Origin of the sequence: Burkholderia orbicola (assembly GCF_900100915.1) — a bacterium.
GTDB classification, from domain to species: domain Bacteria; phylum Pseudomonadota; class Gammaproteobacteria; order Burkholderiales; family Burkholderiaceae; genus Burkholderia; species Burkholderia orbicola.
This window is the reverse complement of record NZ_FNKW01000001.1, coordinates 393,056-406,924: the sequence shown is the minus strand read 5'-3', so window position 1 is coordinate 406,924 and position 13,869 is coordinate 393,056. Positions and strand designations below refer to the sequence as shown.

Below are 13,869 nucleotides of genomic sequence, written 5' to 3'. Positions count from 1 at the left end.
GGCGCAGTAATCCGGGCTCGGCATAATCGGGGCGCGTTTTCCAGGACGCGCATCGCGTCGTCCGCCTTCCTTCCCGCTTAATCTTCACTAAAAGGACCGACGCGTGAGCCTCTGGTTTCTGGTATTCCTGAGCGTCCTGCAGGGCGTCACCGAACTCTTCCCCGTCAGCAGTCTTGGCCATACGCTGCTCGTGCCGGCGCTGTTCGGCATGCACATCGACAAGCACGCGCCGCAACTGCTGCCGTTCCTCGTCGCGCTCCACCTCGGCACCGCGCTGGCGCTGCTGTGGTATTTCCGCGCGCGCTGGATCGCGCTGATCGGCGGTTTCTTCGCGCAGCTCGGCGGCCGCAAGAACGACGACGGCCACCTGATGTGGGCGCTGATCATCGGCACGATCCCGACCGGCATCGTCGGGCTGCTGCTGGAAAAGCGCATCGAGCGCGTGTTTCACGATCTGAGGATCGTCGCGATCGCGCTGATCGTCAACGGCGTGTTGCTGTGGCTGGGTGATCGCATCCAGCGCAGCCGCGCGCATCAGGCGCCCGAGAAGATGACGTTCAAGCAGGCGTTCTTCGTGGGGCTCGCGCAGATCGGCGCGCTGATTCCGGGCTTCTCGCGCAGCGGGCTGACGATGATTGCCGGCAATGTGGCCGGGCTGACGGCGGAAAAGGCGGCGGAATTCTCGTTTCTGCTCGGCACGCCGATCATCTTTGCCGCGGGCGTGCTCGAACTGCCGAAGCTGTTCCATGCGCGCGACCAGCTCGCGGATGCGCTGCTCGGCGGCGTGCTGACGGCGATCGCCGCGTACCTGAGCGTGCGGTTCCTGATGCGCTATTTCGAAGGGCGCGGCCGGCTCGCGTCGTTCGGCGTGTATTGCGTGATCGCCGGTGTGTTCTGTCTCGGCTGGTTCATGCTGCATCCGCAGCCGGTTTGATGCGGCGGCGCCGATCTCGCGTGATCTGGCGCGATGATCGGGTATAATTTCGGGCTCGGCTTTGTGTCGGGCCCGTTTTGTTTCGGGGCTTTGAGTTGTTGTTGCTCAAAACCCCGATGCCGAATGCGGTTCGTGTCAGGCCGTGTCTTTTCTCCCCGACCGCCCTTAGCTCAGTTGGATAGAGCAACGGCCTTCTAAGCCGTAGGTCACACGTTCGAATCGTGTAGGGCGGGCCAGTTTGGTCACTGGGCGATCTTCCCGGGGCCTGCCGAGGTACATTAATTCTGGTTACGCGTCACCGCTGGTTTTGGTTACGTCCGAACTCTCTCGGCAAATCAATGGCTTGCGTGGCCGACCCGACGATGTCAAATCGTACGTATGTTTGCGTGACCGCCGTCAACATCCGAACACTCGCTTTTCCAACAGTTTCGGTTACGTACGTTGCCTGTAGGACCCGCACTGGCGCTTCCCTTATGGCCCTGTCCACTGAGCGCGCGAGCGTTATAGGTGCAGCCGGAAGTGACCGGGACGCGAGAGAATCGCGCCGACCGCAAGTACAGCCATCATGACCGGCTAATCGTGTCGGTGCACTTGCGGCAGGCGACGAGCAACTACCTCGAGAGGCCTCATCGTGAAACCGAGGCTTCTCCTGCGGAACGCCAGACCAGCTGTTAGGCAGCTTCGCTGGTACTTCTCTTTGCCCTGCGGAGCTGGTCGGTTCCTCTGCCGCTATGCGAATCACGAACCCGACGGAAATCATACCCAAGCATGAAAAGCGCCGCTTCCAGCCTACGAAGTCCATCGGGCCGTGCGCACCATTCCGCACCAGCTTTGTCACATGCGTCAGAAAGAATCCAGTTGGCCCAGACGTTCACTCGGGCCCAGGACTTGGAACCGTAGCATCCGCCATACAGCTTGCTGAACTGGTGTCCGCCAGTGGACGGGTCGCGCAGCGTGCGGCCGCCATCACCATTAGCCCACAGGAACTGGAGCTTCTCCGGAACGCCTGCAAAGTGCGACAGGGAGGCTAGGTATCGTTGCACGAGGAACCCAAGCGCAGCCCCAACGCGACCATCGTAAATAATGTGATTGGGAAGTGCCAGCGCGTAGTACTTCGTCCAGCCGGCATTCATTCGAGGCGAGTGGGTGTGACTGCTCTCACTGCCGCCGAAAGCCTCAATGTCCGGATTGTCTCCGCTCAATGCTTCTCGCCCCATGCGCAGGACATGGGGGAGGGCTTGTTCCTGTTGCTTTGCCCAACTCATATTTGCGGCGTACGCGCGACGTTTTTCCCCAAAGCCCCACTTCATCACTTCGTGACATGCCGCTTCGGCGAGCTTGTGCGCACGCGAGCTATTCTCGCCCTCAATGGCTTCCTTGATTTTCTGGCTGACTGCGCTGAGCGCAAGCATGTTGCCCTCAAAATCCTTTCGGTTCCACCAATACATATCAAAAAGGCTTTCAAGACTTTCGGCGCGCACCACGTAGACCGGACCACCACCATTCCGGTAGTCGTGGTAGCCACCCGGGAACTTGTCTTCAAAGCCATCATAAAGTTGATTTCTGGAAAATCCGATGGAAAGCCCGAGGGACTTGCCCCGGATGACGCCGGCCAGGAAGGCGACGAAATCCTGAACGTCTTTATCTTCGAGGTAGTCAGTACGGTTCACGACAGTTCAGCTCTTGGTAGAAGTCGGTTCGAGCCAGCAATGGGGGCTCGCATTTTGCACAAAGGCCCATTCTCGTTAACGGAAAAGTCGACGGTTACTGGAGGGAAAATGCTCATGCTTGTCGGCGGAGTTCATTGTCGATTTGTTGCAGTGCGTCTCGCGCCGCGCATGCCACTCCTACTCCGACTGCAATCGGTATCGCTGATTCCCGTGGGTTGATGCGGATGACACGAGGGCCATGCCTTTCACTAAATCGCCTCACGGTCGGTATTGCTCGGCTAGCGCCCACCTCGACCACTATCCGGCGCTGGCCGCGTTTGAACCAGGATGCGAACTGGTTTTCCTGCCTTTCCGCGTGCTTCTCCACCCATTGCGAGTCTCCGAACATAAGAATGTTCGGCCTCGCGAGACCTCCGCAATGTGGACACCTCGGCATTTCGTTCTCGAGCAGACATGTCGTTTCGTTGACGACCGGCATGAAGTCGTTAGCAGACCACGTCTCATCGATGCAAGCCTCGACGCATTGAAGCCGGTGGATGGTGCCGTGGCATTCCACAATGTGCTGTTCATCGAATCCTGCCTTCTGGAACTGGCCGTCGACGTTGCTGGTGAACACGAAAGCGCCGTGCTTCATCGCCGACGCCCACCCGAGCAGAATGCCAAAGCCGGCATGAGGAACGGTCGCGCGATAAAGCGCGAGGCGGTGACCATAGAATCCCCAGCTCAGGCGCGGATTGCTCGCAAAGCCCGCGGGGTTGGCGATGTCCTCAAACGAAAATCCATAGTGGCGCAGCGCCGGGTATGCACGCCAGAAGCCTTCCGTTCCCCGGAAGTCGGGTAGCCCGGAATCCACCCCCATGCCAACGCCTGCGGTGATGAGCAGGCCGTCCGCATCGCGAATCCACGCCGCCGCCCGTCTGATTGCAATTTCGTGTTCCACTCACTACCCCGATTACGCTGTTTAGTTTGCCGATGTGCCGCTCAAGTAGTGGTGACGTAACGCTTCGCCAGTGCAGCCGCCTCGCGAGCGAATTCGTCGCGGAGTACGGCCGGTGCCAGAATCTCCACTGCAGCGCCGAGGGAACGAAGCCACCATCGTAGCTTGACGCTCGGGACCACCGTTCCTGTCACCTTTATCCGGCCATCGGGCAGCGGCGTATGTCGCTGGTCCTCCGACATGCGCCGCTCCTCAAGTCGCTTCGCCTCGGGCGGCTCTAGCGCGAGCTCCAGTACGACAGGCGGCTCCGGAAGAAAGTCGAACACCTGCTCCTTTTCAATCGTCGCCTTCAGGTTGAAATCCCGTGGGTACGCAAACGCTGTTCCGGAATCGACCGCAGAAATACAACGGTCCAGTCGATACATAATTCGAAGCCAGTTTGGCTTGCCTTCCTCGGGGCGTGGCGGGTGGTCCGGACTCTGGGCGACCATGTACATGAGGCCGGCTGATTCGACAAGTGCGAGCGGCCAGAGCCGTTTCGGCTTGATGTCTTCATCGCTTATCTCCTTGTAGGCCGGCCGATACCGAACAATGAGTTCGCGCTCGAAGAACGTCGCAGTCACAACCGTCTGGAAGACTTCTGGGTCGATGGGCGGCCGCCCCAGCAGATAGGTCGGCTCCACTGAACCAATCTTGTATACCCACGCCCGATACAGCCGGCTGTCTTCCCCGTCTTGCGAAAGACGGGTATCGGCGGCCTTGAACAGTGGCTCGATGTCCATGGTGACCGCTGCGGGCAGCTTGTCCGCCACGAAGCGCCGGAGCGCGTGGAATGCTACCGCCTCCGAGGCGCTCATCAGGTTGGCCATCTGGTTGGCACCCTGCAACCACGATTGGCGCTGCCATAGAAGCTGCTGCCCGTCCATCGTGCACAACACAAGCCTTTCGCGCTCAAGCCGAGCAAGGCGGCGTCGAACCTGCCGCGGATAGTCGACCTGGTGGCCCCGGTCGGTCAGTAGTTGGATAACCCGTGAAGTGGGCATCCACGAGTCCGATTCCCTGTCCGTAGGCAGGATTCGAAGAATCGCTTCATCAAGGCTGGAGGTCATCGGTCTGTGCGTCGTTCAACGGTGCGTGAGTCAGCTTTCGGGCTTGTCATGATTCTACGAGAGGACTGGGACACTTTTTGTCCCTTGTGCCCCTCATCATTGTCTCCAGCCACAGGAGAGACCTATGACTTCGACTACAAAAATCACCATCGCCGTTTCGGCCCGGGCGCTGTTCGACTTTGAGGCAGAAAATCAGCTGTTTCAGGAAGACGACCCATCGGCGTATTGTGCGCTTCAGGCCACGCACCTGGACGTCCCGGCGAGCCCGGGCGTGGCCTTCCCACTGGTGCGAAAGCTCCTCGCCTTCAATAGCGGCGGGAACAACGACGTCGAGGTTGCCATCCTGTCGCGTAACGACCCGGTTACGGGGCTGCGGGTGTTCACATCGGCCCGCCATCATGGGCTGGCAATCAGCCGAGCCATTTTTACTAGCGGTGCAAAGCCCCACCGCTACCTTGCGCCGCTTGAGGCAAACCTGTTCCTTTCTGCTCATGCGCCGGACGTCAGAGAAGCGATGTCGGCAGGATTTCCCGCAGCCCGGGTCTACCCGGTTTCAGGTTTGGTTACCGCCCAGAATGACGGGGAACTGCGCATCGCGTTCGACGGAGACTCAGTCCTTTTCAGTGACGAGGCCGAGCGTGTTTTCAAAGAGCGGCAGTTGCTGGAGTTCAATGCGCACGAGGTGCGTCACGCGCGTTCGCCATTGCCTGCCGGTCCGCTGAAGCCATTCCTTGCCGCCCTGTGCGCACTTCGAAGCCAGCGCCGGTCGGTCGTACAGGTGCGCGTGGCGCTGGTCACAGCCCGCAGTGCGCCGGCGCATGAGCGGGCGATTCGCACGCTGATGGCGTGGGGCGTCGCGGTCGACGAGGCTATGTTTCTCGGCGGCAAGGATAAGACGGCCTTTCTCGCGGAATTTAGGCCCGACATCTTCTTCGACGACCACGTGCGCAACTGCGAAGCAGCTTCGCAACTCGTAGCGACCGGGCACGTGCCGTATGGCATCAACAATGAATGCCGGCCGGTTCTTCATTGAGCGAGTGCCTGCGATGAACCGGGAATTCGAAGACGCTCTGATGGCGAGCTATCCGGCAATCTACCGCTCCCTGAAGCCGCGCTTTTCCTGCGGTTGCCTGTTCGAGTGCGACGATGGCTGGTATCGCATCATCGACGAGTTGTCGCGCAAGCTCGAAGTGGAATCGTGGAGGTCGCATCTGGTCGCGATTGAAGTGCGGGAGAAGCTGGGCAGTCTGCGTTTTCGTCTGCGCGGCGACATAACAGACGCCGTGAATAACTGGCTTACCGAAGCTGCAAGGTTGAGCCAGAGCACTTGCGAGCGGTGTGGTCAGCCAGGGACGCTGCGCGGGCATGAGGACGGCCAGGTAAGGACGCTCTGCCCAACCTGTGCCGCGGCGATGGGCTACGTCGTCGAATGACGTCGCCGCGACAAAACTTTCTCCCAACGACACGGATGAAATGCCATGCCGCAACTCATCGAACACATTGATGCAATCGCCCGAAAACTTCAGCGGGACGTGCTCTATCTCGAATTCATGAAAGCGCAACGTCCTCGCCGCGCGGACTACCGGGGTCTGGATAGCCGCTTGTGCATCGTGCAATGGCTCGATAGCGAAGGTATCCGGTGGCGCGAGTGCGGGCAGGTTGCCTCCGGGACAGTCGTGCGTTCGTATGCCGGGGAGATTTTCATCGACGTGCCGTTCGACGAAACAGACAGTCAGTACCGAACGGTTCAGGCATTTCTCGAGTATCCAGACGGCGCGATGCGCTTCGACGACGTCCGGTTCTATGTCGTCACGCTGCAGGATGCCATGAAGAACGTGCATCACGATGAGCCCGGATTCTGGGACCGCTGGGCCGACAACGTCTAATAAGCAAGACAACAGAGGGGGGCGTTGTGAGCACAATCTATATTCGTGACGGTTCGTCGAGGATTATTGGCCGTATCCAGACCGGCAGCCAGGGGAAACAGTTCGCCTACGTGGGCGGCAGAATGGTTGGAATCTACAATCCACAACTGGACAAGACATTCGATTCCAGGCTGCACGTGTTCGGAAACGGAAATCAGTTGATGGCTTTGGTCCGCTGCGATGAAAACGATTAACGTCGTTGAGCCAACGCGCTCTTGTGCGCTAAAGTCACAATTGGACCACCGTACTGCCATGCGAATACCTACCCGAGAAAGCTGGGCGCGAGAACGCCCCGATACATTGGCGTTTTGCAAAGGGTACCTGCCAATAACACCGCGGAGGTTCTACAAATACACTTGGCAGATATGGACACCCGACTGCGAGCTTGAGAGCCGCGAGTTCTTGCATTATGCGCCGCGCATGTCGACCGCTGAATTTATTGCTCGCTACGAGGAGATGTCGAACGCCGGGCTGCCAGGATGGATATATCGTCACGACCGCCCGCGAGAAGGTCCCGGGACGCCTTTCGATAGAAACCACCCGAAATGGAAAGCCGTGGAATTCGCTCCGTCATGGGATGACGACCCGGCCCCCATCTGGAACGGACACAAGTGAAATCGGGGCGTAGACGCCGGGGCTCGGCAACGGGCACCGATACTTGGCCTCAGTACGTTCGAAAAAGAATCGATGCATTCCCCGTCGGAGGATGAACGGTGTCATCTGCACAGCACTTCACTGGTCCGCGCCTGTATGTGTTTTCAGGAGCAGGGCTGTCCGCCGAGAGCGGCATTCCAACATTCCGTACCGGCGGCGGTATCTGGAGTCGGGAGAGCATCGACGAGGTTTGCAACTTTCTAACCTGGCGCCGTAACCGGGAAGCGGTATTCCGCTTTTACAACCAGAGAATCGCCGAGAAACGGGACGCGCGACCGAACGATGCACATCGGATTCTCGCTGCCTGGCAGGGCCTGTGGGGACCTGAGCGGGTTCGACTTATCACACAGAACATCGACGATTTGCTCGAGCAGGCAGGCGCGCAGCAGGTCACCCACCTTCACGGTGACATGCATTCAATGCTTTGCACGTCGTGCGACCTCCGCTTCCCTAAGAGCGGTGAAGAGTATCGCCTCGATACCGCCTGCCCTCGATGCGGGACAGCAGAAACGGTCAAACCAGGTGTGGTGTTCTTCCAGGAAGCGGCACCGGAATACGTGAAGCTGCATCGCATGCAACTTGAGATGACTGGCAATGATGTATTCATCGCGATTGGGACCGCGTTTCAGGTCGTTTCGCCGGAAGCGATGCTGCCACGCGAGCGATGGCGCCGGCACGAGAGGAGCTTTTTGGTGGACCCAGAACCGCATCGAGCGGAGTTTTTCGGATGCGTGGAACAAGAATCTGCGACGGTGGGTTTGCGCAACCTCGAAAGTCGAGTTCATGCGTTGATGACCACGCGATGATACGCATTGCCTTCAAGACCTGCCTTACTCGAGACTACTCATGCATGTCACTCTTGGACTGAAACTCGACAGCCGACTGGGGCCTTGCAATCAGGACGCCCTGGACCAGCCTGTCGTCGGCCCCCTGGGCCTGCTCGGGCTTCTTGAAACCTGGCTTGGGCTGAGCCGCCCGGAGGTAAGCACGGCGCAGCGCGTCACGAGCTATCTCGGCAATTTGCGCAAGCAAGCGGTGCCGAGCCGGTTCTACAGTCATTCGCTTCAGGCGGATAGCGTCGGCACTAGCGCCAAACTTCTTTCCTGGCGCGACGATTGGCGCCTCGGAGGTTGGGACGGCACAGCACCAGCAGGCAGTCCGCGAAGGTTGGTGGAGATGGCGGAGGTCGAGCAGATTGCTAATGGCAACATTCCACCCGGACAAGCGGAGCGCCTCGCTGCGGTCCTTGTAGCGCTCGAAACCGGGCGGACGCCAATCGAATCCGTGCGGCTTGTCGACCCGCTGGACAGCTTCCCGCGCGCCTGGCGCGGAGTTCTCGCCCGCCTGCCTGAAGTCAGGGCTTGGGAGCCGGAGCCTCAAGGTGAAGGATTGCTTCGTGAACTTCAGAAAAGTGCACTCGAGGCAGTTACGAGGGGGGAGCTTCGTCCCCTCGTCAACCCGATTGCCGACGGCAGTATCGTGTTTGTTCAGTCATCGACCCGAGAGGCTGCTGAGCATTGGCTCAGTGCATATTGCCGCCAAACGCCAGCAGACCGGCTTCTGGTGTGCGAGTCGGACGGTGATTCGGTCGACGCAACGATGATGGCGACGGGTGGCGCCAGCAGTGGCTTTCGCCGCGTCAGCAGCCTGCGTCCTGCCTTACAGGCCCTTGGCCTGGCACTTGAAATGTGCTGGGCCCCGGTTGATGTCGGACGCCTCGTCGAGTTTCTTTCTCATCCCATTGGCCCTTTCCCGCGGAAGGCACGCGTTCGGCTCGCGAAGGCTGTCGCGGAGCAACCGGGTATCGGAGGCGGTGCATGGGAATCAGCGAAGCAGGAAATCCACGGCACCGAAAACGGCGAAGCCATACTTGAGGACATCGCTTTCTGGCTTGAGGGCGAGCGCTGGAATCGCGATGCCGGCGCACCCGTCGATGCGCTTCTGGCGCGGGTCGAGAAGCTGGCCGATGCCCTGCGCAAAAGGCTCGCGGACGATGGTCTGTTGAACTCGACGCTCGGCGCGGCGATAGAGCAGTGCTCGGCAGTTCGGGACGGTCTGCTTGAATTGAAAAGCCAGGGCGCGCCCGCCATCGCACCGCGCATGGTTGAACAGCTTCTTGAGCACGCAACGCCAATGAGTGCCGGAAACCCTTTTGCGCCGGCGCAGGTAGGCTGCCTTCGGGCCGAGTCGGACGCCGCGGCCTGCATCGATTCTGCCGACGAGGTCATCTGGTGGATGCCATCGACGCCGCAGTTACCGCTACCGCTTGAATGGACGAAGTCGGAAGTCGCGATACTCCGGGACCTCGGCGTGGAGGTGCGCGACCCGCAGAGCGAACTGGAGCTATTGTCCCGGCAGTGGCTGCGCCCACTGCTCGTCGCGAGGCGCCGGTTTATTATGGTTTTGCCGCCGCCTGGCGCAGAGGAGCATCCTGTTCGGCAACTGCTGCTGAAACTTTGGCCAGACCTGAAGGAGCACCGCGTCAACCTTGATGCGCAGGTTTCGAACGGGTTTGTTGGGACGCTCGCGGAGAACGTCACGCGCACGGCGTTGCCTCCAGCGCCTCAGTCGCTCGAACTCAGTGAGCCGATTACAGTACCGACGACGGACCAGTCATACACGTCCATGTCGGAGCTATTCAACGCGCCCGCACTCTACGCGTTCAAGCGCATCGCACGCATGCGCCCGGCCTCGATACTTGAGGCACGGGATGGCAACAATCTCCTGGGCACGCTCGCGCATCGTGTTTTCGAGAAGCTATTTCAGCAGGCGGACAGCCTGAGCTGGAGCGACGAGCAGGCGGTTGCATGGTTCCGGGACAACGTTGATTCCCTCCTTCGGACTGAGGGTGCCATCTTGCTGATGCCCGGTGCCGGGGTCAGTCTGCAACGATTCAGGAGCGTATGCGAGCATGCAATCCGTTCGATGATGCGCCATCTGCGCGCCGCGAAGGCTACCCGTGTCCATACCGAGCTGCCTGTCACGGGTAAGCTCGGCGACGTGTCGCTTATCGGCAAAATCGACCTCGTCGTCGAACTGGCTGGTGGCCCAGCTGTAGCACTGGATATGAAATGGCGCGGCGACAAGCATTTCGCGGACGCACTGCACGACGGGCAGCATCTCCAGCTAGCACTCTATTCGTCGCTGTACCAGCAGCAAGCCGGCGTCGCGCCGGCGGCGCTGGGTTATTTCCTTCTGGAGACTGGCGCGATGTACGTCAGTGCCCCCGACGTCATCCCGACTGCACAGGTTCGGACGCCACCTCCGGCTGCAACCGCAGGTCTCATTGAGCAGGCCAGGGCAAGTTGGTCCTGGCGCGCCAATCAATGGGCTGAAGGCCACATCGATGTCGTTCCAGTTGGCGGCGGGGAAGATTTCAACGGACCTGAGGGCACACTGCCGGTGAACGGGCCGAATGCGTGGGATAAGGACTATATGGTACTGCTCGGGGGCTGGGAGCAATGAACAACATCGAATTCATCAGCGCAGGTGCGGGCAGTGGTAAAACCTACAAGCTCACGGAGACGCTCGCCGAGGCACTCGAGTCAGGCGAAGCACGGCCGCACGCCGTCCTCGCGACGACCTTCACGGTCAAAGCTGCAACGGAGCTGCGCGAGCGCGCGCGCGCATGGCTCTTGAACAAAGGCGCAATCGGGCTCGCTACTGCTATCGGCCAGGCAAGGCTCGGAACAGTCAATAGCGTATGCGGCCAGTTGCTGAAGCGCTTCTGCTTCGAGATAGGTCTATCCCCGGACCAGACCGTCTTGAGTGAAGGTCAGGCCAAGCGCCTGCTGGCGACGTCACTAGCAGAGACGCTCGACGACGCCGGGCGGGAAAAGCTGGTAATGCTCACCACCAGGTTTGGCATCGACCATGCGGAATGGTCAGCGCAGATTGAGGATGTAGTGAACGCCGCTCGGAATAACGATATTTCGGCGGACGAGTTGCGAAAAATGGGCCATCGAAATGCCGACCTGATGCTGGCGAATTGGCCCACTCCCTCGGTAAGCAGCGACCCAACGGGAGAACTCGTTGCCGCCTTGACGAAGGCACTCACGGACGTATCGTTGCATATTGCAACGGCTGAGGCCGCGGGCGGGAATGTCGCGCAGAACCTTCGGAATGGTCACAAGGAGTTGGAGCGCCTCGAGCGGTGCTTTCGGGAGGGGCGTTGGAGCTGGCCAGACTGGATTGCGGCTTGCACGCTGAACGCCGGTGCCGTAGTGCGCGCGGCTATCACCCCTGTTTCGGAAGCCGCACAGGCGCACGAATCGCATCCTGGATTCCATGCGGATGTGCGCTCCTATCTAGAACTGGTGTTCGAACTGGCCGCCATGACGCTCGACACCTATGCCGAAGCGAAGCGTGCGATGGGTGCGGTTGACTTTGGCGACCAGGAAGTTCTGCTGCTTGAGGTTATCCGCAAGAACGAGGATGTTTGCCAAGCGTTGGCCGATGAGCTCGACCTTGTGATGGTCGACGAATTCCAGGACACCAGCCCACTACAGCTCGCGCTTTTCGTGGAACTCGCCAAACTGGCCAAGCGCTCTGTCTGGGTTGGAGACCCGAAGCAGGCCATTTACGGATTCCGGGGCACCGATGCCCGGCTCATTGCAGGCGTTCTCGCGGCTGTTGAGGGTTGGGGCGGGAAGCTGGGCGCTCCGCTGACTACCTCCCGACGCTCAACGCCGTCGCTGGTCTCTCTCACAAATGCGGTATTTGGCTCCGCGTTCCTTCCGGAACTGCAGCCGGAACAGGTGCACCTGCAACCATCGAGGAATGACATTGCAGGGCAACCGGCGTTATTCCACTGGAACTTCGAAAGCAAAAACAACGAGTCCGACTACCTCGCGTTGGGGCAGGCAGTCAGCGAACTGCTTCAATCGGAGTTGAAGGTCGTTGACCGGCACACCCAGCAGGAACGCCCTGTTCGACCGGGTGATATAGCGGTCCTTTGCCGCAAGAACGACCAGGTTGAACTTGCGGTAACTTCGCTGACGCAATGGGGCGTACCGTCCGCGAGTCCGAGAGCCGGACTTCTTGGTACGCCCGAAGCTATTTTTGTTCTTGCGTGTCTTCGACGCTTGCTCGACGCAGGGGACACGGTCGCGTCCGCGCTTATTTTGTCCCTCGCTGATGGCATTCCTGCGCAGGAGTGGCTCGGGGACCGGCTCGAGTACCTCTCCCGGGAAGATGCAAGCCCTTCGCGGTGGAAAGCTGAGGGGGACGATGCGCATCCGCTACTTGTCCGTCTGGAGAAGTTGCGAGCAAGCCTCGCTGCTCTTACCCCGCGGGAGGCGCTGCGACTCGCCAAAGCCGAGTCACACGTTGCCCATGTTGCAAGCCAATGGTCGAGTTCTCCCCAACAAGCGAGGACTCGAATCGCCAACGTGGAAGCCTTGATGGACCTCGGCACCGCTTATGAGGACGAGTGCATCGCCGCCAGACGTCCGGCAACCGTTAGCGGGCTGCTGCTTTGGCTTGGCACACTTGCTGACGACCTGGCCGACGACCGTGCCGCGACCGCCGACGATGCCGTCAGCGTGATGACACACCATGGAGCAAAGGGGCTTGAGTGGCCGGTCGTCATTCTGACGTCCCTCGGAACGGCAGCGAGAAGTGCGCTGTGGGGCGTTCGTGCGCGTACCGACGGCGAGTTCAATCCCGAGCGCCCACTTGAAAATCGCTTCGTGCACTTCTGGCCGAGGTCATGGGGCAAGCGGACTCAGCCGCAGTCAGCCACCAATGCTGAGCAAAGCGCTATCGGCCAGAGGATGGCGGTGGATGCGCTTGCCGAGAACAAGCGGTTGCTCTATGTCAGCATGACACGTGCACGCGACGTAAACGTTGTTGTGACTTGCCAGCGGAGTCGGAGCATCAACAGAGACTGGGTGGATGAGGTCGAGGCAGGTGACCTGCTGTTCGGTGATACAGGTCCAGTCGTGCTGCCAGATGCGCGGACTCTTCTCCGAAAAGCTGGAGTCTGGAAAGTCACCGAAATGGGCGCGCCACCAGCGCCGCACGAATCGACATGTAGCTGGTACGTGGCGGCGCCCGTTAGCGATGCTCCGCCTCTCTGGTATCGACCGAGCGATGCCGAAGGTGGTCTATACCAAGTCGTGACATCAGAGCCGGTCGGCGTACGCATCGCAATCACCGCCAGCGTCGAAATGGACGTACTCGGAAACGCGATGCACCTCTGTATAGCACGCGCTGGTGTAACAGGAAGTGTGCAAGACGCTGATGTCGAGCGAATCCTCAGTATCTGGGGAGTGGCGCACGCAGTCGACAAGACCGCTGTCATCGCCCAGCTGCAAGCGTTCTTCGAGTGGCAGCAACAGCGCTGGCCGGGGAGCACGATTCGCGTTGAGGTGCCTGTCGAGGCCAATCGCCCGGATGGAACGCGACTGCGAGGTCGTATCGATATGCTGCTGGATACGCCTGACGGATGGGTCCTCATAGACCACAAGTCGAATCCCGGTGGCACCAGGCATGATGACGCACTCGCGCGGGAGCACGGCCCACAGCTATCCGCGTATGCTCATGCCATCGAGCAATGCACGGGGAGAGCCGTCAAGGAGCGATGGCTTTACTTGCCGGTTTCCGGTCGTGCTTTGCAGTTACAATCGGCTGCGTAGTG

Annotated in this window: 11 protein-coding genes and 1 tRNA gene; 9 read left to right on the top strand and 3 right to left on the bottom strand. The window is 60.2% G+C overall.

Annotated features, from left to right (window positions below; translation table 11 throughout):
* Positions 1 to 103: 103 nt before the first annotated feature.
* Both BLS50_RS01815 and BLS50_RS01810 read left to right on the top strand, forming a co-directional pair.
* On the top strand, positions 104 to 934 hold the full coding sequence (locus BLS50_RS01815; RefSeq protein WP_011545102.1) for an undecaprenyl-diphosphate phosphatase: 831 nt from the start codon (positions 104 to 106) through the stop codon (positions 932 to 934).
* Between the two features lie 159 nt (positions 935 to 1,093).
* Positions 1,094 to 1,170: transfer RNA gene (locus tag BLS50_RS01810), tRNA-Arg, on the top strand.
* Positions 1,171 to 1,605: 435 nt separating this feature from the next.
* On the opposite strand, the gene BLS50_RS01805 is transcribed toward BLS50_RS01810, so the two are convergent.
* From BLS50_RS01805 to BLS50_RS01795, 3 genes are all read right to left on the bottom strand, one after another.
* Positions 1,606 to 2,604, bottom strand: a complete 999-nt coding sequence (locus tag BLS50_RS01805) for a hypothetical protein (protein ID WP_074800323.1) — start codon at positions 2,602 to 2,604, stop codon at positions 1,606 to 1,608.
* A 112-nt stretch (positions 2,605 to 2,716) separates the two neighbouring features.
* Positions 2,717 to 3,544, bottom strand: coding sequence for an SIR2 family NAD-dependent protein deacylase (locus BLS50_RS01800; protein ID WP_074800320.1), 828 nt, complete (start codon positions 3,542 to 3,544; stop codon positions 2,717 to 2,719).
* Between the two features lie 41 nt (positions 3,545 to 3,585).
* Entirely contained in the window at positions 3,586 to 4,650 is a 1,065-nt protein-coding gene (locus BLS50_RS01795) for a helix-turn-helix transcriptional regulator (protein WP_059547568.1), read from the bottom strand.
* A 124-nt stretch (positions 4,651 to 4,774) separates the two neighbouring features.
* On the opposite strand from BLS50_RS01795, the gene BLS50_RS01790 reads away from it, so the two are divergent.
* The 7 genes from BLS50_RS01790 to BLS50_RS01755 all read left to right on the top strand — a co-directional run bounded on the left by BLS50_RS01790 (position 4,775) and on the right by BLS50_RS01755 (position 13,867).
* Entirely contained in the window at positions 4,775 to 5,683 is a 909-nt protein-coding gene (locus BLS50_RS01790) for a 5'-nucleotidase (RefSeq protein WP_074800317.1), read from the top strand.
* 13 nt (positions 5,684 to 5,696) lie between these two features.
* The gene (locus BLS50_RS01785; RefSeq protein WP_074800314.1) at positions 5,697 to 6,083 is read left to right on the top strand and encodes a hypothetical protein; all 387 of its coding nucleotides are present in this window, start codon (positions 5,697 to 5,699) and stop codon (positions 6,081 to 6,083) included.
* Positions 6,084 to 6,128: 45 nt separating this feature from the next.
* The gene (locus BLS50_RS36225; protein WP_074800311.1) at positions 6,129 to 6,536 is read left to right on the top strand and encodes a hypothetical protein; all 408 of its coding nucleotides are present in this window, start codon (positions 6,129 to 6,131) and stop codon (positions 6,534 to 6,536) included.
* A gap of 26 nt (positions 6,537 to 6,562) precedes the next feature.
* The gene (locus BLS50_RS35815) at positions 6,563 to 6,769 is read left to right on the top strand and encodes a hypothetical protein (protein WP_074800308.1); all 207 of its coding nucleotides are present in this window, start codon (positions 6,563 to 6,565) and stop codon (positions 6,767 to 6,769) included.
* 519 nt (positions 6,770 to 7,288) lie between these two features.
* Positions 7,289 to 8,035: an SIR2 family NAD-dependent protein deacylase gene (locus BLS50_RS01765; protein WP_074800303.1), complete on the top strand. Its 747-nt coding sequence runs from the start codon at positions 7,289 to 7,291 to the stop codon at positions 8,033 to 8,035.
* Positions 8,036 to 8,075: 40 nt separating this feature from the next.
* On the top strand, positions 8,076 to 10,694 hold the full coding sequence (locus BLS50_RS01760) for a PD-(D/E)XK nuclease family protein (protein WP_080486853.1): 2,619 nt from the start codon (positions 8,076 to 8,078) through the stop codon (positions 10,692 to 10,694).
* Complete coding sequence (locus BLS50_RS01755) at positions 10,691 to 13,867, top strand: UvrD-helicase domain-containing protein (RefSeq protein WP_074800300.1); 3,177 nt, start codon at positions 10,691 to 10,693, stop codon at positions 13,865 to 13,867. Before BLS50_RS01760 ends, BLS50_RS01755 begins: the two co-directional genes overlap by 4 nt.
* Positions 13,868 to 13,869: the final 2 nt, after the last annotated feature.

Bases quoted from the DNA above. Each gene is read 5' to 3' on its own strand.
- BLS50_RS01785 (WP_074800314.1), top strand. From the start codon at position 5,697: ATGAACCGGGAATTCGAAGACGCTCTGATGGCGAGCTATCCGGCAATC.
- BLS50_RS01795 (WP_059547568.1), bottom strand. From the start codon at position 4,650: ATGACCTCCAGCCTTGATGAAGCGATTCTTCGAATCCTGCCTACGGAC.
- BLS50_RS01755 (WP_074800300.1), top strand. From the start codon at position 10,691: ATGAACAACATCGAATTCATCAGCGCAGGTGCGGGCAGTGGTAAAACC.
- BLS50_RS01790 (WP_074800317.1), top strand. From the start codon at position 4,775: ATGACTTCGACTACAAAAATCACCATCGCCGTTTCGGCCCGGGCGCTG.
- BLS50_RS01760 (WP_080486853.1), top strand. From the start codon at position 8,076: ATGCATGTCACTCTTGGACTGAAACTCGACAGCCGACTGGGGCCTTGC.
- BLS50_RS36225 (WP_074800311.1), top strand. From the start codon at position 6,129: ATGCCGCAACTCATCGAACACATTGATGCAATCGCCCGAAAACTTCAG.